The organism is uncultured Stenotrophomonas sp., assembly GCF_963519125.1.
Classification (GTDB): Bacteria; Pseudomonadota; Gammaproteobacteria; order Xanthomonadales; family Xanthomonadaceae; genus Stenotrophomonas.
Map to the genome: position 1 here is coordinate 55,249 of NZ_CAUQLJ010000006.1, position 22,067 is coordinate 77,315.

The window sequence follows — 22,067 nt, forward strand, 5'->3', positions numbered from 1 at the left end:
TGCGCGGCACTGGTGCCCTGCCCTCCCACGCCATGTACCTGGGAGGGTTCATGCACCACCAACTCCTGCGCTGCCGCGGGCTGGCCGCCTGCACCCTGCTGTTGGCCGCAACCCCGGTCTGGGCGGCCGACGACACCGGCGAAGACCGCCCGGTCACCGCCACCCTTGGCGGCCGCCTGCACCTGGATTTCGCCGACTTCGACAACGATTCACGAGGCACCCCGAACAAGGACGACACCGAGATCCGCCGCGCCTGGCTGGACGTCTCCGGCAAGTTCTTCGTGGTGGACTACAAGCTGGAAGCGGACTTCTCCGGCGACCAGGTGGAAGCCAAGGACGTCTACGTCAGCCGCGACTTCAGCGGCGGCAAGCTCAGCATTGGCCAGTTCAAGCAGTTCTTCTCGCTGGACGACCGCACCGGCTCCAACTACGGCAGCTTCCTGGAGCGCGGCAACGCCGGCACCACGCTGGCGCCGCTGTACCGGCTGGGCGCGTCCTGGCAGGCCGCCAAGGGCGACATGACCTGGGCGGCCAGCGCCTACAGCCTGGAAAGCATCGACGCGTGGCAGGTGAAGGGCCGTGCCGCGGGTGGCCGCGCCACCTGGGCGCCCGGCGCCACGGCGGGCGACGTGCTGCACCTGGGCCTTTCGCTGGCCCACGAGCGCTACGACACGCCCGGCGCCAACGGCGTGCCGGCCCTGCGGATACGCCCGCGCCCGGCCGGGCACCTCTCCGACAACAGCCGCCTGACCCTGATCGACTTCTCGTCCGGCCGCGACACCGACGTGAACAAGTGGTCGCTGGAGTACGCGCAGGTGCAAGGCCCGCTCAGCTGGCAGGGCGAGTTCAGTGGCGCCACCTTCGATGACGGCAGCCAACGCGGCACCGTGGTTGCCGGCTACGGGATGGTGAGCTGGTTCGTGACCGGCGAGTCGCGCGGCTACGACCGCAAGACCGGGCGGTTCGCGCGCATCAAGGACATCCGGCACAAGGCCGGCGCGTTCGAGCTGGCGCTGCGCTATGACCAGATGCGCGGCGAGCAGTACCTGTTCGGCCAGCCGGACCTGATCGACGCACGCACCGAGGCGTGGACGCTGGGCGGCAACTGGTACATGCGCCCGAACCTGCGCTTCATGCTGAACCTGATCGACAGCCGCAACCGCGACCACCTGGCCGCAGCCACCGTGGACCACACCCGTGCGGTCACCGGCCGCCTGCAGTTCGATTTCTAACCCCCCTTGCAAGGAAACCCGCAGATGATGCTGAGCATCCTCGGTTTTGGCATGGTCATTACGTTCATGTATTTGATCATGAGCAAACGACTGTCGCCGCTGGTCGCGCTGATCACCATTCCCATCCTGTTCGCGCTGCTGGGCGGGTTCGGGGCGGGCATCGACCAGATGATGCTGGACGGCATCAAGAAGATCGCGCCCACCGGCGTGATGCTGATGTTCGCCATCCTGTACTTCGGCGTGATGATCGACGCCGGCCTGTTCGACCCGCTGGTGCGCATCATCCTGCGCCTGGTCAAGGGCGACCCGATGAAGATCGTGCTGGGCACGGCCGCGCTGGCGATGCTGATCTCGCTGGATGGCGATGGCTCCACCACCTACATGATCACCGTGTCCGCCATGCTGCCGCTGTACCAGCGCCTGGGCATGAACGCGTTGAACATGACCTGCGTGACCATCCTGGCCGGCGGCGTAATGAACCTCACCCCGTGGGGCGGGCCGACCGCGCGCGCGGCCACCGCGCTGCACGTGGACCCGGCCGATGTGTTCGTGCCGCTGATCCCGGCGATGGTGCTGGCGTGTGCTTCGGTGCTGCTGCTGGCCTGGTATCTGGGTCTGAAGGAACGCCGCCGCCTCGGCGTGGTGAAGCTGCCGAGCGGTGGCAGCTGGATGGATTCGAGCGTGTCCGATGACGGTTCGCTGCCGACCGTGGAAGATGCCGAAGACACCAAGCGTCCGAAGCTGCTGTGGGTGAACCTGGCCCTGACCCTGGCGCTGATGACCGCGCTGGTGATGGGCGTGCTGCCGATGCCGGTGCTGTTCATGGTCGGCTTCGCGATCGCGCTGGTGATCAACTACCCGAACCTGGCCGAGCAGCGCCGCCGCGTGGTCAACCACGCCGGCAACGTGCTGTCAGTGGTGTCGCTGATCTTCGCGGCGGGCATCTTCACCGGCATCCTCAACAACACCGGCATGGTGGAGGCGATGTCGCACAGCTTCCTGGCAGTCATTCCGGATGCGTGGGGCCCGTACCTGGCGGTGATCACCGCGCTGGCCTCGATGCCATTCACGTTCTTCATGTCCAACGACGCCTTCTACTTCGGCGTGCTGCCGATCCTGTCCGAGGCCGCCGGCAACTACGGCATCACCCCGGTGGAAATGGCGCGCGCCTCGCTGGCCGGCCAGCCGGTGCATCTGCTCAGCCCGCTGGTGCCTTCGACCTACCTGCTGGTTGGCTTGGCAAAGGTTGAGTTCGCCGACCACCAGAAGTTCACGTTGAAGTGGGCGGTGATGGTCTCGCTGGTGCTGATGTTCGGCAGCCTGCTGTGTGCGCTGTATCCCTTCGCGGCCTGATCCTGGAGCTATTGAAATGACTCTTCGCATTGCATACGTCACCAGTGGCATGGGCAGCGTGGGTACCGCCATCTGCCAGAAGCTTTCCCGCAGCGGCCACACGGTGGTTGCCGGCTGCGCGCCGAACTCGCCACGCATGGCCGGCTGGCTGCGCGAACAGCGCGAGCTGGGCTTCGACTTCATCGCCTCGGAAGGCAACGCGGCCGACTGGCAGTCCACGGTGGCCGCCTTCGCCAAGGTGAAGGCCGAAGTCGGTGAGATCGACGTGCTGGTCAACAATGCCGGTGGCAGCCGCGATGTGCTGTTCCGGCAGATGAGCCAGGATGACTGGAATGCGGTGATGGGCTCGAACCTGCATGCGCTGTTCAACATCACCAAGCAGGTGATTGATGGCATGGCCTCGCGCGGCTGGGGCCGGATCGTGAACATCGGTTCGGTGAGCGCGCACAAGGGCCAGATCGGCCAGGTGAACTTTGCTACTGCGAAAGCGGCGATGCATGGCTTCAGCCGGGCGCTGGCCAATGAAGTGGCCACGCGTGGGGTGACCGTTAACACCATCTCGCCCGGGTATATCGCCAGCCAATCGATCAGCAGCTTCCCGCCGGATGTGCTGGACCGCTTGGCTGGATCGGTGCCGATCCGGCGGTTGGGCAAGCCTGAAGAGGTGGCGAGCCTGTGCGCGTGGCTGGCATCGGATGACGCCGCGTATGTGACCGGGGCGGACTATGCCGTGAACGGTGGGCTGCACATGTTCTGAAGCGTAGGGACACGCCATGCGTGTCCGCGCTTCGTTCAGGCGACATGAACGCCTGATGGGCGTCTTCGGACGGGCTAAACGCCGGTTGGATTGTCCCAACCGGCGGTGCCGCGTCTTCGGATGCTTGGGCCGCGCTGCGCGCGGTGGACACGCATGGCGTGTCTCTACGAGTTGTTACGGGCCCATTGGGATTTGAAGCGGGTTACGTGGGTACCCGTTGTTACGTGCCCATTGGCGTCATCAGAATTCCGCGCTTAAGGTCATGAACAACTGTCGCGGCGCGCTGGCGTGGATCGCGTACCGGGTGCCATTCGGGTCGGTCGGCGCGAACGAACTCAATTGCCCCGCATATCGCTTGTTGGTCAGGTTGGTGGCATTGAGCGCCACCTTGACATCCCGCAGCCCCATCCCCGGCCCGAACGAATACCCCATGCCCGCGTCAAACGTGGTCACACCCGGCACCGACTGGTCGTTGGTATACGTGTAATACCGCTTGCCGGTGTACTTCCCCCGCAGGCTGGCGAAGAAGCCGTCCCGGTTCCAGCTGATCTCGCTGGACACCATCTGCTGCGGCGTATCCACAGTGATCTTCCCGGCCACCGGCACCACCACGCCACCCGAGATGTAATCATCCTTATAGGTGGTCTTGTTCCACGACACCGCGTTGTACCACTGGAGCCCCTCGACCGGCTTCAGGATGAAGGTCAGCTCCGCACCCTGGCTCTTCACCGAACCGACGTTGATGAAGCGCGTGATGCACTCTGGCCGCGTGCCTACCTCAATGCTCGTGCACGGGTTGAGTGACAGCAGGCGGTTGTCGAACATCACGTGGTAAGCCGCAATGGACGCCTGGTATTTCTCACCGAACGTACGGAAGCCTGCTTCCAGGGTGCGCGACTTCTCCGGCTCCAGGTCGTCCACACTGGCGGCGAAGGATTCCGGCGAGACCTGCAGCGGGCCGCCACTGCCGCCGCCGACGAACGCGGCGATGTTCTCCGCATAAGAGGCGAACACCTCATTGCGCTCGCTAAGCTTGAAACCGATACCTGCCTGCGGCAGCACCGATTCCTTCGCAGTGAGCGTGCCCGAGGCATAGTTGGCTTCGGTGCCCGGCTTTGAGACCGCCGTCATGCGGGTATTCGGGCTCTTGATGCCCACATCCACGGTCAGACGGTCATCCATGAAGCGCATGCGGTCCTGTACGTAGAACTGGCGCGTGCGGATGTCGTAGTCCTGGTCGAACAGGCGGCGGTTCGGGTAGTTCAGGTACCCATCGTCCAGGAACGGGCCGGTGATGTAGTAAAAGTTGCGCTCCACGTTGTGGTCGTTGCGCTCATACCACAGCCCTGCTTCCAGCTCATGCAGACCCCACTGCCAGCTCAGCGCGGCGGTGATGCCCTGCCGGTTGATGGTGTAGTTGGTGCTGCGGATGGAGATCGGCAGCGCCTGCGGCGTGCCCGGGTTGGACGGCTGGCCCGGCGCCCACCAGTGACCCTGGCCGCGGTTCTCATGGTGGTACCCGAGCAGCTTCAGGCGGGCCGTGTCGCCCAGTGCGAAGTCGGCATCGAGCGAGTACAGGTTGTCGTCGCGCAAGGCGCGGCTCTGGTAGTAGGCATCGTCGATGCTGTTGACGCCGCCGCTGAAGGCGCAGCGCTGCGCGTTGTAGGTCGCCGGCGCGCAGTATGCGGCAGCCAGTGCGCGGTCCCAGTCCGGTGCGTAGATGTTCCAGTCCCAACCGAGGCCGCGCTCCAGCATGCTCTTGGACAGATAGGCGTAGTTGGCCTGGCTGACCCGCGAGGTGGCCGCGAAGGCGCCAAAACGGTGGTCGCCAACCTGCCACACCGCCTTGGCGTTGAACTGGCGAGTGGTCTGGTTCTGGTTCGGCTCGGCCCACATGTCAGCGTCCTGGTGCACGCCGGAGACATACCCCGAGAAGCCGTTGAGGTCGCCGGTGTCGACGCGCAGGTAGCCACGGCGCTGGTTGTCGTCACCCAAGGTGACGCTGGCACGGCCGCCGAACTCGGTGGACGGGTCCTGCGAGAAGTACTGAATGGTGCCGCCCAGGTTGCTGGTGGAGGCGACGCCCAGCGAGCCGATGCCCTGCGAGAGCTCGGCGCCGGCCAGGTTTTCGGCGATCAGCGCACGCGCGATGCTCAGGCCGTTGTAGTTTCCGTAGCTGTTGTCGCCCAGCGGCAGGCCATCCAGCGTGTATCCCAGGCGGCTCTTGTCGAAGCCGCGCAGGCTGATGGTCTGGGACTCCTCGTTGGCGCCGAAGGCGTCATTCGACTGCACCGACACGCCGGGCAGGCGGTCGAGGATCTTCTGTGCACTGGTACCGGGCGGCAACACCTGCTTGTCAGCGATGGTGATGCGCTGCACCTGGCGGGTTTCGCCCTGGCCGATGACAGAAACGGCGTCCAAGGTGCGGGCGGTAGCGGCCGAGTCGGCGCTGAGCGAGGCATCTACGTCGGCAGCATTTGCATTGGCAGCGCACAGCGCGATCGCTACGGCGATCGTCAGGGGTCGGTTGAGCATGGGGGTCCGTTGCAAGATGGAGATGGCCTGCATGGTGCAGGTGCGTCGCCATGGTGCTAGGGGAAGATTAAGGGATTCTTACGTTCCGACTCGGGTAATCCAAAGTGCGACCTTGATCATGGAATGGCGAACCGTTGGCCGTGGAGGCTGGCAATGTGGATAAGGGATGAGAATTGGTGGCACACCAACCATCCTCGCTAACATCCTCAATCAGGGTTATAACGGACGTAAATGATGATCAAAGATGGAAACGACCTGCGTAGCTTGCTCCTGCTTGCGGCAATGGTGATGTTGCCTCTGTCCGGATCTGCGGCAGAGACCCACTCGCACAGGAGCAGTCAGCGGATGGATGTGCTTATACAGAGGATTGTGGAAGAGCCGTTCCCCGTTGGGTTCTCGCTATTCGCTGGAATAGGTGCGTCGCAGTTCCAGCAGGAGGGCCGTAGCGACTCTGCGAACATTGCATTTCGATCCGCTCCAATATTGAGCAGTGACGGGATTGAAATAGAGTTTGTGGAGTTCAGGATTGCCCCTTACCTGACGGCCGGGACAAACTTCCTCTATGTCCAATTGGCGCAAACCAGTTGCTATCCGCTTTCCGGCCTTCGGAAAAAGTACGGGATGAAGGCGTTCTTTGCCCCACCCAACCCGCACGCACCTGCCGGCCAAAAGGGGGGCAACAGACTACTTTATCGAGCGGAGAATGGTCAGACATCGCTGGTTGTACAGGTCGATGGAACACCTCGGGAGTGTGTGTTGAGTGTGGCCAGAAGCCGATCTTGATCGGGGGCCACCCTTCCTCATCAGTCATGCCGGAGTGTCAGTCCGGCACGACTCAATTTCGGACGTTGCTAAACAGCGCCGCCAAGCTGGCCCCTGTCGCTGCGCGCGGCCATGCTCACCGCGCGTTGGCTGATCCGGCGCGCTAGACATCATCCCGCTCCTCCCGCGCTCGTCCGCTTTCGGCCAGAAGCGGACACTCGAAGCTTTGGAGTTAGACAATGATGGACTATTCACCCGGCACAATCGTTTGGCGGCTCCAGCATCGGAGGCTGCACAACAGAGCGGTGAGTGAGTTGTGGCGCGCCAAGGCAGCGTTCAGGGCCGCGCCGATGAACCACGCAGCACTGCCGTTCGGCCTCAGCCAGATTCGTTGGTCCGCCCTGCAACGGAATACAGAGGCTCCAAAACCCACTCGTACAGCCGCCTGCGCTCACCCATAACATCGGCCTCCAATCGCATCCCGGGTCGAAGCAACTCTGGCTTCCCGTATGCTAGGACGCTTTGTTGATCGAGCGACACAAGAACCCGATAGACAGCTTCACCCTCCTCGCCCTGTCCCTTTTTTGCAAGAACAGCACTTCGGGAGATTCGATATACGTGTCCTACGTGACTGCCGAACTTTTGGTACGGGTAAGCTTGATAGCGAAGCAACACCTTGTCCCCTACCTTGATGAAGCCGATCGCGGAGCTTGGAACCATCAGTTGGGCCCGCAGCTTGGAACCGTGAGGCAGGACACTGATCACAGGCTGTCCCGCTTCCACGGCGTGTCCGACCTCCACCAAACGATTTGCGATAAGGCCTCTAACAGGCGCGCGGATAAGCATCTCTCCACTTGCCTCCACCTGGAAGGCCTCTTTCGCTAGAACAGCCAGTTCTCCCGCCGCTCGAGCGCTTGCTGCCCCTTGTTGCTGCGGCACCTCAGCTAACGTCTGCTCTACCTGCGCAAGTGTACGACCAATAGTCGTACCCTGCCTTTCAAGCGATTTTTGCGCATTCACAAGCTCGAGAACAGATTGCTCCTGTTGGTTCAGTTGAAGAACGCTGACGTAACGTTCGTCGGAGACCTTCTTGTACCTCGCTACGATATCCTGGGCGATCCGTACTTGCGCTCTTCTAGACTCCACTTCGCTGGCAATCTGATTCAGCTCAAGCCGGAGCGCATCGCGCTGCCTTACCAGGCCAGCAGTTTGAACGCGGAGCTGCTCGCTTTGAGATTCAAGACCAGCGACAACACTTCTCCGCTGGACGTCCTGCTGAGAGCGTAGCGTGTCCAAGGCATCCTGCCCGGAGGCCGTAACCCTCGATGCGGTTAGTAGCAGCAGCGGGGAGTGTGCAGAAACCTGGTCGCCCTCATCAACCTTTAGCTCAGTTACAACGCCTGCGGCCTGCGCCACCACGGTAGAAAGACCAAGGTCAGGGGTTAGTTCGCCGACAACGCGCGATCGTCGTGTGTACTCACCGAAGGACAGGAAGCTCAAAACCAAACAAGCAGCAATCGCCGCCATTCCCGCAACGATCCATGCCCGGACCGGCTGAACTAGCGATATCCCGCCGAGCCAGCCTGCGCGACGTGCTTCGAATATTTCCTTTCGAAAAAGACCACTCATACGGCGAGCTCCAGAGGGGATTCGGCACCCTTGAACTCTTCCTTGGCAGGTGTAGCCGGCGCGTCTACGACCATGCCTTCGCTCATGACAAGTACCCGATCCGCAGTGGCTATCGTTTCGGGGCGATGGGCGATGATGACCCTAGTGAGATCCAAGCGATGAATGGAAAGACTCACAGAACGCTCTCTGGTCACATCGAGATGGCTCGTGGCTTCGTCGAGGAAGAGGATCCTCGGGTTGCTGTAAAGAGCCCTCGCCAGAATTACACGCTGCTTCTGTCCACCTGAGAGACTCGTACCCATATCGCCGATCAAAGTATGGTAACCCATAGGCATTGCCACAATCTCCTCGTGAATTGCGGCAAGATTGCACGCACGGGAAATCCCTGGCTGATCCAAGCCATCTTCGCCAAACGCAACATTCTCCGCCACACTTCCAGCGAAGAGTTGGTCATCCTGCATGACAGCGGCAACAGTACTGCGATAGCGTTGCTGGCTGATCTTGTGAAGAGGAATACCCCCAATAAGAACAGTCCCCTCGGTTGGCGTCAGTAGACCTAGCATTACCTTCAGGAGAGTTGTCTTTCCGCACCCAGATGGACCAGTAATAGCTACCGATTGTCCATGGTCGATGCGGAAGTTGCACCCTCTAAAGATCCAAGGTTCGTCCGGCGAATACCTGAAACCTAGGTCAATGCATTCGATCGACATGACGCCTGGAGGATCGCATGTACCCAGGTCACCTTGCTCGAGCTCCGGAGGCGTCAGCGCGATCTCGCCTAAACGCTCGCCATGCAGTCTCAGCATCCTAAACTCAATGAACTTGTCGATCAGGCCGGAAACCCGCTGGGCGAACATGTCCTTGTACGCCAAGTATGCGATGAGCATGCCTACCGAGAATACGTTCTGCATGGCGAGCAGTGCGCCTATCCAGATCACCGCAATGCGCTCAAGGCCGAAGATGAGCTGACTTGACGTATTGAACGCAAGGGCATATCGAGCGAGCCAAACCTCACTGTTAGTGGTCTTATGCAGTAAGTTGGCGTAGCTCACCTTTCGCGATACCTCATTGCCCCCAATCTTTATCGATTGAATACCGCGAATCGATTCCATCAAGTAGCTTTGCTGCTGCGCAGACGCCATAAGTTGTTGCTCGGAGCCATTTCTAAGCGCCTTGAACGCAGCTGACCTGGCGCCAAGGTACATGGCCACTGCCAAGAGCGTGACGAGCGCAAGCTTCCAGCTGTAGAGGAACATCATGGCAAGCGTCACTACGGCCATTAATCCGTCAACGATGGCCTCGACGAAGCTCGTTGTAATTGTCTTCTGAATAGCTTGAACGCTGCTCATCCGCGAAGTGACGTCGCCCAGATGCCGCCTTTGAAAGAAGTCTATTGGCAGCTTGATGAGGTGCGAAAAGACATTCGAGGCCCACTGGACTCCAAGACGATTCGAGAGGTAGATCACCGCTGAGCCGCGAACGAACGCAATAAGCATCTGTAAGAGAAGCGCAAGCCCAAAGCCTATCCCGAGCACCGTCAACAAGCTGCTGTCAGCCGCGATCAGGACTTGGTCCACAGTCCACTGCATGAAGAATGGTGCCAGCAGAACGAACACCTGCAATGCGCACGAGAGAAGCAGTACCAATGAGAGGGATCGCCAGAGGCCGTCAATCTTTCCCGTGAGATCTGAGATCGCAATGGATGGGGCCGCCGGCATCTTCCTAAAGCTTGCTGCCGGTGCAAGTTCCAGCGCAATGCCCGTGAAGTGCTTGGAAAGCTCCTCAAGCTTGAGCGTCTTCCTTCCAAACGCTGGGTCGAACACCACAGCCCGCCCTCGGCCAACGCTCTTCAGTACGACGAAGTGATTGAGATCCCAGTGGAGGACTGCAGGAAGCCTTAGCTGATCCAGTTGCTCAAGATCGAGACGCAGTGCTCGCGCTCCTAATCCAATGCGCTCAGCCACCTTCATGACGTGCGCAAGCGTTGCGCCCTTCAGAGAGGATGGATGCTGGCGGCGCAACTCGCGAAGGCCAATTCCGTTGCCGTGATGATCTGCGATCATCGCCAAGCAGGCGAGCCCGCATTCCGCAGACTCAGACTGGATGATGGGTTCCATTGCGTACTACTGTCTTCCTTGTCAGTCGGCCGAATATACGATGGCTCCATGGCGAGGGGCAAGAGATCCACACATCAACCCACCTACACTGTTGACAGTCCAAAACTGCACGTGCGATAAGGGCGCTGCGAGTACTCGACTGCTCGTCGTCCCGCACGATAGGCGTAGAAGCGTTCTGTGCGCCTCCTCTGTCCTACCTAGAGTACGGCGTGCGCCGCAGTGCTTGCTCTGAGCTTGATGAACTTGCCGCCTAGCGGCTTGATCTCTCAATCGCACCTGGAGGTGCGATTGCCAAGCTTTTCAATCAATCACCAATAAGGAAATGTGTATGCGTGAGATTACTGAAGTCGAAATGGAAGAGATCTCTGGTGCTGGCTTCTGGAGCGATCTGGGCGAAAAGGCCGGTGAGGCCTACGCTTGGTATGAGGCCAATATCGAGGCAATCCATGCGGGCAACTTGACCAAGTCTCGCATGTGATTTGCGGTGCGGCGGCTAACCGTCAGCACCTTTCGACTACCTACTTTGCATAAGGAAATGAGCAATGCGTACTCTTGAGAACAACGAAATCGAGCAGGTTTCGGGCGGCATCTGGGCCCACGTCCTGGCGGCTATCGCTGTGTATGACGCGGCGACCGACTTCGTTGAAGGCTTCAAGGAAGGTTACGAGAACGCGGAGCCGCGTAAGCTGTAACCGATAGTTGCGGGGCGGTCGCGACTCGAGACGCGGCTGTCCCGCTCTGAAATCTAGGCTTTTTCGCGCAACGCCCGCCTGAAGCCTGCATCGCTCCTTTCCGTCTTAGCCTTAGATTTTTCAGCCAGATATCCTGGCGCTTCGGATCAGAGAAATCCCGGCATTCTGCGAGGCCGAAGATACCCTTTCTAAGCGTCGGTGCGATTCTAAGCGAACGCGCACCAACGCCCGAGGGGTCTTGTCCGCTAACTTGGGCGATTCCATGAATATTAGGCCGCGCGGTTGACCGCGCGTTGCTCACGGCAGAATCAGATGTACTTTGCCGCTATCGCTGCAATGGCCACTAATGCACCGCAGTTAACGAGCACCTTACGGTCCTTCGCGACGCCGAGGGCGGCTACTGACAGGCCGATCAGTGCTGCAAGGTTGTAAAAGTGCTGACCGTAGAAAATGAAGTCAACTGCATTCGCAACTGCTAGCACGGCAAGCAGCACAAGGATGGGTGTCGTTTTAGATCGAGAGACTGCATTCATTGGTAGATCCTTCTATCGGTGCGTTATGGAAGCTCGCCAAGCTTGCCGCCAACCAGGGTGGCGCTTCAGTCGATGCGAGACTGATCATATGCAGTCGGAGGGAGCTCGGCAAGCGACCGGATCTCGCGCCGGTCGCAACCGGTTGTGGAACCTCTTAAGGGTTGCAACATCTACGGTTCGACAAAGTCCCCCTTGGATCCCTCCCAACCCCCTTGTGTCGAAGTGCCAAAGAACGAGGCTGTCCTCAGCATGGCCTTAACAGCTGGAGAGGCCATTAGCGTAACAACTGCAACCTATACTCAACGCAAGAACGGAACCTATGACTTTGTCAGCTTCAGCTATCAACGCGTTTTGGTCTTTCATTCCGTGGCTACTTGCGGCTCGGCCTCCTTCCGCAACCGAGCACAGCTCGATGTTCAAACTTGGATCCTACGTAGGATGGCTAGTTGGGAACTTCGGAGTCTACTTACTCGCTCTTGCGCTTCTCTTCGGCCTACTTTGGCTATGGCGACGTAAGTTGAGGTGAATCGCCCAGGCGTCTGTGGGCAATTGCATTTCGATATCGTTGAACGCTTCCGGCTAGAAGCGGGCATGATGAAGAGACACGTATAATCACTTTCTACACTCTACCCACTGCATAGAACTCGACCTCTATCTCAGCCTTGAGTAAAAATAACCAACTTTGGTCTGTGCGCATCCTCAAGTCAAATATTACTAAACAGACACCACCTGCTCTCCCTGGTTGTAGCAAATGGAACAGAATCATTGTATGGCGCCATGACGACGAAGAAATCCACAAGAGAGCCGAATCGCAAAGCTCGACTGGCCGGTGTTGTAGCAATTGTGATGTTGGCAGCAGGATGTAGCAAGCCCATTGACGACCGGGCTATTGAAGTGCCGAAGCAAGCAGCGCCGGCTGTTAAAAAGGAGGCTAACGCTACCGCATCTGTACAGGCCAAGGCTTCTCCTGAATCGGAGTGGCTGGCTGCTGATCTGGCCTACCGTTGTGTCGGCGCAGCCTGCGCATTTGAAATGCTCGGTGCTCGCAACAAAGAAGAGGCAGATTGGCTCCGTGCTAACGGATACCCCTCTTCCGAGCAGCTTAAGCACTTCAAGGGTCTTTCCGACGATCAGCTCCGCCGTGAAGCGGATGCGGGTGATCTCGCCGCAATGGTATCGTTTGGACAAAGAATGGCTGCGGCGGGTGACACCAAAACCGGCACTCAGTATGTCCACGACGCCATTCGCAACGGGAGCATCTATGGCTACTACGGCATGTCGAGCATCTTTCAGAACACGCCCGGGCTGGAGGACATGATCGACTCTGCTGCATACCTTCGAGTTGCCTACATACTGGGCGACACGAAGGCGTCGGTCGAAATGCACCGTCGGTATCCCGACCTGGGCAGGATCGATCAGGTGAATATCGACGAGAGGGCAATGTCGCTCTATCGTACAATGGCCAAGAGCGGTCAGCCCAATCCGCGTCCCTAAGGATCTGAGCCGAAGCTAGCGAACATTCGGCCTCTGGCCGAATGTTCACAGCTGGCACTGGATCGAACCGGTCGACGCAAAGGTTTGTCGGCCGGACCAGAAGCGTGCCAAGCGCGCATGTCTGCTTTCGGCCAAGAGCGGACATCGAAACGAAGGGGTGCAGCATTGCGCGTAGCGGCGGCTCATTCCGCCGCCAGCTGATCCATCCGGATGCGATTAGCAAACAACGAGAACGCCAGCATCCCCGCCAACCCATTCGCCCGGCTCATCCAATGCGGCAACCAGCGTGGCGGGCGCAGGATGCCTTCTTCGAACAGCGGCGCGAAATCAATCGCATCGGTCAGCGACATCTTCCCCGCGAACAGCCAGCGGCAATTCTGCAGGCGGTCTTCGGCCAGCATGTGGCGGAAGAATGTGTGCACCGACACTAGGCCACGCAGGTAAACGGTGTCTTTGGTAAAAGCTGCACCGCCGGTCGCCGGCACGCCTCGGAACACGCGCTGCGCAGAGGCGAAGCTCTCTTCGTTGCTCTGGCCCGCGTCGCAAAAGTAACGGAACACCTGGATGAAGTCCGCACCTTCGCGCGCCATGGCGATGGCTTCGGTGCGAAGACTGATGCGTTTGAGCCGTTCAATGTCGATGCTGCCGGTGATCTGCTCGGCGAACGTGGCCAACCCTTCCTGGGTCGCGGTCACGCGCGGCGAGGACAGCGCCAGGCTGGGGAGGTGCGGCTGCTCGCGCCCATTGAGCGCGGTGAGTGAATGCACCAGCGCCTCATGGTGGAACAGCTGCGCACGGTCGTAGGCGCTGAAGCGCGCACTGGTGCGCAGGCGGATACGGGTGGGGCCGGCGGCGGCCTTGGAGATCAGTTCCGGGTCCAGCTGCACGCTGATGATGCGCGATTCGAAGAAAGCGTCCAGGTCGCTCTGCAGCTGGAGCTGCAATGCGGTGGCCGACACCGGCACCTGCTCTTCCGGAGCCAGAAGCTCATGATCGAGTTCCTGCGCGATCTGGATGAAATGGCGGGCGGCTTCACGGGTGCTGGGACCATTGCCGGGAAGCGGCTGCTCGGGCGAGCCGAACAGCTCCACTGAGTAGCGGTCCACCTCAGCGGTACCCAGCGATTCGAGCAGCCCGGCTGCCAGGTCCCAGCTGTGTGCCGAACGCTGGATGTACAGGCCCAGCGGGTGGCTCAGGTCGCACTGGGCACTGAGCGCTGCCAATTCGCGGCGGGTGTCGGTGAAATCGAGCTTCGGATATTCCAGCACCGGCAGGACCGGCTGCCCACGCGCCACGCTGGCTAGAAACGGGGCCTGCAGCGCCGCCGGCCAGCTGGTCAGGGTCAGCAGGCGGATGCCGCCAACTGCCTCCACCAGCCGGGCGTCCAGCGCCGTGTGGTGGGCCACATCCCGGTCCACGGTCATCGGCGGGCGGTGAGGAGCGATGCTCATGACGCGGACATTAGCAGGGTCGACCGGCGATGTCGGCCCCTCCCTTGCGTAGAGCTACGCCCTGCGTGGCTGCATGGCACACCCAAAGCGGCAGTGGGTCCGCGAACAGCAGCCACGCAGGGCGTGGCTCTACCGGAAGATCGTCAGCGTTTTTTGCCTGGCGGGCGCCACTGTGCGCCTTTGCTTACATGCTTGCGCTCCAGCGCCTGCTGCGCCTGGCGCACCGCCAGCTTGGCGGCGGCCGCGGCCACTTCTTCCTTCAGCTTGAAGTAGTTCAGCAGCCGCTCTTCGTCCAGCTCACCCGAGTCGATGGCCGCACGCACGGCACAGCCGGGCTCGCGCTGGTGGGCGCAATCGCGGAAGCGGCACTGTTCGGCCAGCGCTTCGACGTCGGCAAAGCCCACTTCGCCCAGCGCTTCTTCACCGGTGGGCTTGAGCTCGCGCATGCCGGGGGTGTCGATCAGACAGGCGCCGGACGGCATCGGAATCAGCGCGCGGTGGGTGGTGGTGTGGCGGCCCTTGGAGTCGTTGCCGCGCACTTCGGCGGTTTTCATCAGCTCGTAGCCGAGCAGCGTATTGGTCAGGGTCGACTTGCCGGCGCCGGAGGAACCGACCAGCACCACAGTCTGGCCAGCGCCCAGCCACGGCAGCAGCGCGCTGGCGCTGGCCGGGTCGCGGCCGTTGATGGCCAGCAGCGGGATGTCCTGGGCGGCCAGTTCTTCGAGCACGGCCAGGGCGTCTTCGCTGTATTCGGTCTGGTCGGCCTTGGTCAGCACCACCACCGGACGCGCGCCACCGCCGCCGACCAGCATCAGATAGCGCTCGATCCGGCGCGGGTTGAAGTCCGAATCCAGCCCGCAGACGATGAAGACGGTATCGATGTTGGCCGCGATCACCTGCTGGTGGTAGTGCTCGCCGGCCGCGCCGCGCTTGATCGCAGTGCGCCGGGGCAGCAGTGCCACGATCAGGTTGCCTTCCAGCAGCACCCAGTCGCCCACCGCTGCACGTTCGTGGCTGGGGAAGCGCGGGCGCTGCCATTCGGCGGGCGATTCGGTCTTGATCGCTGCGCCGGGGGCGTCGGCCACCACGTAGCCGGTGCGGTGCTGTTCGACCACCCGGCCCGGGCGGGCCTGCGGGTGGGCGTCGAACAGGGCCTGCCAGGCCGGCAGCTCGGGGGCGCCTGCCCAGGGCCAGCCCATGGTCTGCAGGGCGTGGAAGTCGATCGGTTCGCTCATGCCCCCATTCTAGGCGAAGGGCCGCAACCGCACCGCAGCATTTCCGCTACCATGCGATTTCCATGCCCGAAACCACGGCCCAGTCATGTCCACGCCCCCGCTGAAGCCGCTTGCCACCCGCGAGCGCCTGTCCGAAGTCCGCTACGAGATCCGGGGCGAACTGGCGCGGCGAGCGCGGGAGCTGGAGGCGCAGGGACGCAAGCTGATCAAGCTGAACATCGGCAACCCGGGCAACTTCGGGTTCCGCGCGCCGGAACACCTGCAGCGCGCCATTGCCGACGACATGGGCCGTACCGACCCTTACACCCATCAGCAGGGCCTGCCCGAGGCACGCGAGGCGATTGCCGCCGCGTATGCCCGTCGTGGCGCCCCCGACGCGCACCCGGACCGGGTGTTCATCGGCAACGGGGTGAGCGAGCTGATCGACCTTTCCCTGCGCGCCCTGCTCAACCCGGGCGACGAAGTGCTGGTGCCTTCGCCCGACTACCCGTTGTGGTCGGCGGCGACCATCCTCAACGATGGCCGACCGGTGTACTACCGCTGCGCGCCGGAGAATGGCTTCCAGCCCGACCCGGTGGAGATCGAGTCGCTGGTGTCTTCGCGTACCCGCGCGATCGTGCTGATCAATCCGAACAACCCCAGCGGCGCCAGCTACCCGCGCGAGCTGCTGGAGCGCATCGTGGCGGTGGCGGCCAAACACAACCTGCTGCTGATGGTCGATGAGATCTACGACCAGATCCTGTACGACGGCGCGCAGTTCCAGCCGGTGGCCCCGCTGGCCGGTGACCACCCGTGCATCACCTTCAGCGGCCTGAGCAAGGTGCACCGCGCCTGCGGCTGGCGGGTGGGCTGGGCGATGCTGTCCGGCGCCGCCGAGCGCCTGGGCGAGTTCCGCGCGGCGATGGACCTGCTGAGCGCGCTGCGCCTGTGCGCCAACGTGCCGGGCCAGTACGCCATCGATGCGGCGGTGAACGGGCCGGACACCGTGTCGGCGCTGTGCGCGCCCGGTGGCCGCCTGTATGAAACCCGCCGTGCGGTGATCGAGGCCTGCAACGCCAGCGAGCACCTTTCGCTGGTGGCCCCGGCCGGTGCACTGTATGCGTTCCCGGCGGTGGTGGGCGACGCGGCACGCAGCTTCGACGACCATGATTTCGCGCTGGACCTGATGAACCAGGAAGGCGTGCTGGTGGTGCCGGGCTCGAGCTTCAACGTGCCCTACCGCCACCACTTCCGAGTGACCCTGCTGCCCGAGGCCGAGGTGATGCGCGATGTGTTCGCGCGCATCGACCGGGCGCTGGCGCGTCGCGCTGAAGCCAATACCAAAGTAGTGCCGCTCAAGCCGCGCAGTGCGGTGGCCTGAGGTGGCGGTGTCTTACCTGGCGCTCGGCGATTCGTACACCATCGGTGAAGGCGTGGCCCCGGCCGGGCGTTGGCCGGTGCAGCTGGCCACGGCGCTGCAGGAGGCCGGCCACGTGGTGGCCGAGCCGCAGATCATAGCCACCACCGGCTGGACTACCGACGAACTGGACGCTGGGATCGATGCCGTCGCACCGCAAGGTCCGTTCGGTTTCGTCAGCCTGCTGATCGGGGTCAATGACCAGTACCGTGGGCGCAGCGTGGACGAATATCGCCCGCGCTTCACTGCGCTTCTGCAGCGCGCGATCGCGTTTGCCGACAACCGCCCGAAGCGTGTGCTCGTGCTGGCGATTCCCGACTGGGGCGTAACGCCGTTCGCGCGCGAGAACAAGCGCGATCCCGCGCAGATCGCGCGCGAGCTGGATGCCTACAACGCGGCCGCGCAGGCGATCTGCACCGACCACGGTGTCGCCTTCGTGGACATCACCGCGGTCAGTCGCGAGCGCGGCGCGGAACCGGCGATGCTGGTCGAAGATGGCCTGCATCCCTCGGCCGCGATGTATACCGAATGGACGCGCCTGGCCTTGCCGGTGGCGCGCACTCTCCTGGACGACGGGGCAGCACGCTGAGCACGGACGCATCACCACTGGCCAGGGAACAGGCCCACCGCATCGCCGAGGCGTACCGCCCGGCGCAACGTTTCGGCAACCGCCGCGATTACTACTACAGCCGCGGCAAGCTCGGCAGCGACCCGCTGTACCCGGGCGTGCTGGCGGCGCTGGCGCCGTGTTCGCGACCGCTGCTGGACATCGGCTGCGGGCTGGGGCTGTTGGCGCATGTGCTGCGCCAGCACGGACGCGACCAGCCGTACCTCGGCGTGGATATCGACGCCGACAAGATTGCCCGCGCACAGCGCGCGGGTGCACGCGCCACGCTGGCCGATGCGCGTTTCGAATGCGTGGATGCCAGCGCTGCCCTGCCCGATCACCACGGCAGCGTGGCCCTGCTGGACGTGCTGCAGTATCTGCCGGCCGAGGCCCAACCGGTGCTGCTGCGCGATGCGGCAGCGCGGGTAGCGCCGGGCGGCCGATTGGTGATCCGCACCACGCTGGCCGACAACAGCGGCCGTGATCGCACCACCCGTGTCACCGACATGCTGGCCCATATGGTGGGCTGGATGGGCACGCGCCCGCGCCATTACCCGGATGCCGCCAGCGTGCGCGCACCGCTGGAAGCGGCCGGGCTGCAGTTGCAGATGACGCCGCTGTACGGCAACACGCCGTTCAACAACTGGCTGGTGGTTGGCGTGCGCGGAGACGCGGCGTGACCGCTTCCGGGCCACGGCATTCCGCGCTGGGCATCGCGGCGCTGGTGGTGAGCCTGGTGGCGCTGGTGTTCTTCGGCGTCATCGCGCATGTGGCCCACCTGCCCCGCTACGCGGACATGCAGGAGGTGCCTGTGGCGGTGCTGGTGATGCTGTTCGTCGGCCTGGGCGTGACCACCGTGGGCCTGCTGCTGGGCATCGGCAGCGCGCTGCAGCACCAGCGGCGCCGGGTCACCGGGGTGCTGGCGCTGGGCCTGTCGATCACGCTGCTGTGGGCGCAGGCCTCACTGGGGAGCTGGGTTCACCAGCAGTGGGAGCAGGCGCATCCGGCAGCACCGCCTGCAGACCCCGTGCCTGCACGGCCTGCAACACCGCTTCAATGATCGCCAGGTTGTGACCGTGCGCGGCGCCTTCGTGCAGCAGCACGATCGCGCCGGGACGCAGGTCGGCCACGACACGGTCGACCACCTGCTGGGGTTCGCAGTCCACGCCGTCGAAGCCGCGCGCACTCCAGCCGACCCGGGTCAGGTTCCAGCGCTTCAGTGCCGGGGCCACGAACGGGTTGGTCATGCCCACCACCGAGCGATACCAGCGCGGTGGGTGGCCGGCGATCCCGGCCAGGGCCTGCTGGCACTGCGCGATCTCCCCGGCCATGGTCGCCGGCCCCAGCCGCCAGAACCGGGTCTGCGGGTGGCTGTGGCTGTGGTTGCCCAGGTCATGGCCGCGCGCCAGCACCTGGCGCACCAGCGCCGGCTCGGCGGCGGCGCGCTCGCCGACCATGAAAAAGGTGGCCTTGGCCTGGTAGCGGTCGAGCAGGTCCAGCACCGCCGGCGTCTCGGCCGAGGGGCCGTCGTCGATGGTCAGCCACACCTGCTGAGTCGGCCCGGGCAGGCGGCTCAGCACCGGTGCGTAGAAGCGGCTGTTGGGCAGGAACACCGGCACCAGGAACAGCGCATGCGAGGCCACCATCAGCGCCAGGCCCACGGCCCAGCCCCAGGCCCACCAGGCCAGCACCACGGCCAGCTGGGACAGCACCAGCCAGGGCAGCCAGCGCCACGGGCGGCGGGGAATGCGATGCAACGTTTCCGGGACAGTCATGCCCCATGATGCCATGCGGCGTAGAATGAGCGGTTCGAAACTCCGGACCCTGAACGCCATGTCCCTTGATCCCGCCCTGCGCTCGCGCATCGAATCCATCCTCACCGCCAACCGCGTCGTGCTGTTCATGAAGGGCCAGCCGACCATGCCGCAGTGCGGGTTCTCGGCCAAGGCCGTGGGCGCCCTGCAGGACCTGGGCGTGGAGTTCGCGCACGTCAACGTGCTGGCCGACGCCGAGATCCGCGAAGGCATCAAGGCCTACGGCGACTGGCCGACCATCCCGCAGCTGTACATCGAAGGCGAACTGGTCGGCGGCAGCGACATCATCCTGCAGATGGCCAGCAGCGGTGAGCTGAGCAGCGTGCTCGGCCTGGCCGCGCCGGACCGTACCCCGCCGCGCATCACGGTGACTCCGGCTGCCGTGGAAATGCTGCGTGGCGCGCTGGCCGACGCCCCGGGTGCTTCGCTGCAGCTGGGCATCGACGCCAGCTTCCAGCCCAACTTCCAGCTGGCCCCGCACGACGACAACGCCATTGCCGCCGAGTCCAACGGCCTGCGCGTGCAGTTCGACCTGGCCAGCGCGCGCCGCGCCGACGGCATCACCATCGACTGGGTGGACGATATCCGCGGCAAGGGCCTGGCCATCGACAACCCGAATGCGCCGAAGGCCGTGCAGGAACTGTCGGTGCGCGACGCCGATGACCAGCGCCGCGCCGGCAGCGTGACCATCGTGGACGTGCGCCCGGCCGACGAGCGCGCCATCGCCGCCATCGACGGTGCGTTCGAAACCTTCGACGGCGACACCCGTGCCCGTCTGGAAGCCCTGCCCAAGGACACCCCGCTGGCCTTCCTGTGCCACCACGGTGGCCGCAGCGCGCAGGCCGCAGAGCAGTTCCGCGCCCTGGGCTTCAGCAAGGTCCACAACATCACCGGCGGCATCGACGCCTGGTCGGATGCGGTGGACAACAGCGTGCCGAAGTATTGATCGACGCTTGAAGCGCTAAACAAAAACGCCGGCAGAAGTGCCGGCGTTTTTCGTAGTGACACGCCACGCGTGTCATGCGTGAATTTGAATCACCCGGCAAACCCACCCTCGGCCAGGAAATCCAACTCCTCCGCCGTAGGCATCCGCCCCAGCACCGCATTGCGATGCGGAAAACGCCCAAAGCGCCGGATGATGTCGCGGTGCAGCTCGGCGTACTTCAGGTATTCCACATCGCCCAGCACATCGAACATCGCCACCGACCGCTCCTGGTCCTGCGGGTCTTCGGAATGCTCGAACGGCAGGTAGATGAAAGCACGCAGCTTCGGCACCAGCTCCAGGTCCAGCCCCTCTTCCACCGCGCGCATGGCGTAGTGGCGGGCCAGCCCGTCGGTGGCATAGGAATGGGCGGTGTCGCGGAAGCAGTTGCGCGGGAACTGGTCGAGCAGGATCATCAGCGCCAGCGCGCCCTCGGACGACGCCAACCAGTGCTCGCGCGCACGCTTGGCCGCCGCGAAGTGTTCCTCCAGGAACATCCCGCGGAAACGCGCATCGAACGCGTCATCGCGCGCGAACCATTTTTCCGGTCCCGCGTCGCGCCAGAATTCCACCACTTTCGCTGCAACGTCCATTCACTGCCCCTGCGGGCGGCGCGCCATCCCGGCGCCCACCCCTGCCAATGCCATCACTCGTCAAAGCGCAGGTGTCGGACCGACTTGCCGTTGCGCCGTATAAGCTTAAGCGCCTCGATACCGATCTGGATATGGTTTTCGACGAACTGCGAGCTGACCTTGGCGTCGGAGGCCTCGGTCTTGACCCCGTCGGGAATCATCGGCTGGTCCGAGACCAGCAGCAACGCCCCGATCGGGATGTGGTTGGCGAAGCCGGCCGCGAACAGGGTGGCCGTTTCCATGTCGATGGCCATGCAGCGCATCAGCCGCAGCCGCTCCTTGAAGGCCTCGTCGTGCTCCCAGACCCGCCGGTTGGTCGTGTAGACGGTGCCGGTCCAGTAGTCGTGGCCCAGGTCGCGGATGGTGGTGGACACCGCCCGCTGCAGCGCGAAGGCCGGCAGCGCCGGCACTTCCGGCGGCAGGTAGTCGCTGGAGGTGCCCTCGCCGCGGATCGCCGCGATCGGCAGGATCAGGTCGCCCAGCTGGTTCTTGCGCTTCAGGCCACCGCACTTGCCCAGGAACAGCACCGCCTTGGGCATCACCGCCGACAGCAGGTCCATCACGATGGCGGCATTGGGGCTGCCCATGCCGAAGTTGATCAGGGTGATGCCGTCGTGGGTCACGCTGGCCATCGGCCGGTCCATGCCCTGCACCGGCGCGCCGGTGAGGTGGGAGAACACGTGCAGGTAGCCGCTGAAGTTGGTCAGCAGTACGTGCGGGCCGAACTGGTCCAAGGGCACGCCGGTATAGCGCGGCAGCCAGTTTTCGACGATTTCCTGTTTGTTCTTCATTGCCCGGTTCCGTTCCGTCTCTACTTTCGTGCGCCAATTGTCATGCGCTCGAACG

At 63.2% G+C, this 22,067-nt stretch carries 19 protein-coding genes; 10 read left to right on the forward strand and 9 right to left on the reverse strand.

Annotated elements, in window-relative coordinates:
• The first annotated feature begins 32 nt into the window (after positions 1 to 32).
• Genes RYM47_RS06585 through phbB form a run of 3 tightly spaced genes read left to right on the forward strand, consistent with a single transcriptional unit; the run spans position 33 to position 3,342 of the window.
• Entirely contained in the window at positions 33 to 1,232 is a 1,200-nt protein-coding gene (locus RYM47_RS06585; RefSeq protein WP_315386874.1) for a porin, read from the forward strand.
• Positions 1,233 to 1,259: 27 nt separating this feature from the next.
• A complete protein-coding gene (locus RYM47_RS06590) occupies positions 1,260 to 2,585 on the forward strand; it encodes a CitMHS family transporter (RefSeq protein WP_315386875.1) in 1,326 nt (441 codons plus the stop codon).
• Positions 2,586 to 2,601: 16 nt separating this feature from the next.
• The gene (phbB, locus tag RYM47_RS06595) at positions 2,602 to 3,342 is read left to right on the forward strand and encodes an acetoacetyl-CoA reductase (protein WP_315386738.1); all 741 of its coding nucleotides are present in this window, start codon (positions 2,602 to 2,604) and stop codon (positions 3,340 to 3,342) included.
• A 240-nt stretch (positions 3,343 to 3,582) separates the two neighbouring features.
• Here the strand turns inward: phbB and RYM47_RS06600 are convergent, their stop codons facing one another.
• The 3 genes from RYM47_RS06600 to RYM47_RS06610 form a co-directional block, all read right to left on the reverse strand.
• Positions 3,583 to 5,877: a TonB-dependent receptor gene (locus RYM47_RS06600; protein WP_315386739.1), complete on the reverse strand. Its 2,295-nt coding sequence runs from the start codon at positions 5,875 to 5,877 to the stop codon at positions 3,583 to 3,585.
• 1,140 nt (positions 5,878 to 7,017) lie between these two features.
• Positions 7,018 to 8,268: an HlyD family efflux transporter periplasmic adaptor subunit gene (locus RYM47_RS06605; protein WP_315386740.1), complete on the reverse strand. Its 1,251-nt coding sequence runs from the start codon at positions 8,266 to 8,268 to the stop codon at positions 7,018 to 7,020.
• Positions 8,265 to 10,385: a peptidase domain-containing ABC transporter gene (locus RYM47_RS06610; protein ID WP_315386741.1), complete on the reverse strand. Its 2,121-nt coding sequence runs from the start codon at positions 10,383 to 10,385 to the stop codon at positions 8,265 to 8,267. Before RYM47_RS06610 ends, RYM47_RS06605 begins: the two co-directional genes overlap by 4 nt.
• A gap of 328 nt (positions 10,386 to 10,713) precedes the next feature.
• Between RYM47_RS06610 and RYM47_RS06615 the strand changes: the two genes are divergently transcribed.
• Together RYM47_RS06615 and RYM47_RS06620 are read left to right on the forward strand one after the other, a co-directional pair.
• Entirely contained in the window at positions 10,714 to 10,863 is a 150-nt protein-coding gene (locus RYM47_RS06615) for a hypothetical protein (RefSeq protein ID WP_315386742.1), read from the forward strand.
• A 64-nt stretch (positions 10,864 to 10,927) separates the two neighbouring features.
• Positions 10,928 to 11,077, forward strand: coding sequence for a class IIb bacteriocin, lactobin A/cerein 7B family (locus tag RYM47_RS06620; RefSeq protein ID WP_315386743.1), 150 nt, complete (start codon positions 10,928 to 10,930; stop codon positions 11,075 to 11,077).
• A gap of 308 nt (positions 11,078 to 11,385) precedes the next feature.
• Here RYM47_RS06620 and RYM47_RS06625 read toward each other — a convergent pair whose 3' ends face one another.
• Positions 11,386 to 11,610, reverse strand: a complete 225-nt coding sequence (locus RYM47_RS06625) for a hypothetical protein (protein ID WP_315386744.1) — start codon at positions 11,608 to 11,610, stop codon at positions 11,386 to 11,388.
• A gap of 777 nt (positions 11,611 to 12,387) precedes the next feature.
• Between RYM47_RS06625 and RYM47_RS06630 the strand changes: the two genes are divergently transcribed.
• Positions 12,388 to 13,104, forward strand: coding sequence for a hypothetical protein (locus RYM47_RS06630; RefSeq protein WP_315386745.1), 717 nt, complete (start codon positions 12,388 to 12,390; stop codon positions 13,102 to 13,104).
• A gap of 182 nt (positions 13,105 to 13,286) precedes the next feature.
• Here RYM47_RS06630 and RYM47_RS06635 read toward each other — a convergent pair whose 3' ends face one another.
• Both RYM47_RS06635 and rsgA read right to left on the reverse strand, forming a co-directional pair.
• The gene (locus tag RYM47_RS06635; RefSeq protein ID WP_315386876.1) at positions 13,287 to 14,528 is read right to left on the reverse strand and encodes a flavohemoglobin expression-modulating QEGLA motif protein; all 1,242 of its coding nucleotides are present in this window, start codon (positions 14,526 to 14,528) and stop codon (positions 13,287 to 13,289) included.
• A 170-nt stretch (positions 14,529 to 14,698) separates the two neighbouring features.
• The gene (gene rsgA / locus RYM47_RS06640) at positions 14,699 to 15,790 is read right to left on the reverse strand and encodes a ribosome small subunit-dependent GTPase A (RefSeq protein ID WP_315386746.1); all 1,092 of its coding nucleotides are present in this window, start codon (positions 15,788 to 15,790) and stop codon (positions 14,699 to 14,701) included.
• An 85-nt stretch (positions 15,791 to 15,875) separates the two neighbouring features.
• Between rsgA and RYM47_RS06645 the strand changes: the two genes are divergently transcribed.
• The 3 genes from RYM47_RS06645 to RYM47_RS06655 are packed head-to-tail and all read left to right on the forward strand — an operon-like array spanning position 15,876 to position 18,473.
• Positions 15,876 to 17,150 (forward strand): pyridoxal phosphate-dependent aminotransferase, encoded by a 1,275-nt coding sequence (locus RYM47_RS06645; RefSeq protein ID WP_315386747.1) that lies wholly within the window; start codon positions 15,876 to 15,878, stop codon positions 17,148 to 17,150.
• A gap of 1 nt (position 17,151) precedes the next feature.
• A complete protein-coding gene (locus RYM47_RS06650; RefSeq protein ID WP_315386877.1) occupies positions 17,152 to 17,775 on the forward strand; it encodes an SGNH/GDSL hydrolase family protein in 624 nt (207 codons plus the stop codon).
• Positions 17,715 to 18,473 carry a class I SAM-dependent methyltransferase gene (locus tag RYM47_RS06655; RefSeq protein WP_315386748.1) on the forward strand — a complete coding sequence of 253 codons (759 nt, stop codon included), beginning with the start codon at positions 17,715 to 17,717 and terminating at the stop codon, positions 18,471 to 18,473. The genes RYM47_RS06650 and RYM47_RS06655 overlap by 61 nt, the downstream gene beginning before the upstream one ends.
• Before the next feature lie 258 nt (positions 18,474 to 18,731).
• On the opposite strand, the gene RYM47_RS06660 is transcribed toward RYM47_RS06655, so the two are convergent.
• Positions 18,732 to 19,568, reverse strand: coding sequence for a polysaccharide deacetylase family protein (locus RYM47_RS06660; protein WP_315386749.1), 837 nt, complete (start codon positions 19,566 to 19,568; stop codon positions 18,732 to 18,734).
• Positions 19,569 to 19,626: 58 nt separating this feature from the next.
• Between RYM47_RS06660 and grxD the strand changes: the two genes are divergently transcribed.
• The gene (gene grxD, locus RYM47_RS06665) at positions 19,627 to 20,553 is read left to right on the forward strand and encodes a Grx4 family monothiol glutaredoxin (RefSeq protein WP_315386750.1); all 927 of its coding nucleotides are present in this window, start codon (positions 19,627 to 19,629) and stop codon (positions 20,551 to 20,553) included.
• Between the two features lie 89 nt (positions 20,554 to 20,642).
• Here grxD and RYM47_RS06670 read toward each other — a convergent pair whose 3' ends face one another.
• Together RYM47_RS06670 and RYM47_RS06675 are read right to left on the reverse strand one after the other, a co-directional pair.
• Positions 20,643 to 21,182 (reverse strand): DUF924 family protein, encoded by a 540-nt coding sequence (locus RYM47_RS06670; RefSeq protein WP_315386751.1) that lies wholly within the window; start codon positions 21,180 to 21,182, stop codon positions 20,643 to 20,645.
• A 53-nt stretch (positions 21,183 to 21,235) separates the two neighbouring features.
• Positions 21,236 to 22,012 (reverse strand): AMP nucleosidase, encoded by a 777-nt coding sequence (locus RYM47_RS06675; protein ID WP_315386752.1) that lies wholly within the window; start codon positions 22,010 to 22,012, stop codon positions 21,236 to 21,238.
• Positions 22,013 to 22,067: the final 55 nt, after the last annotated feature.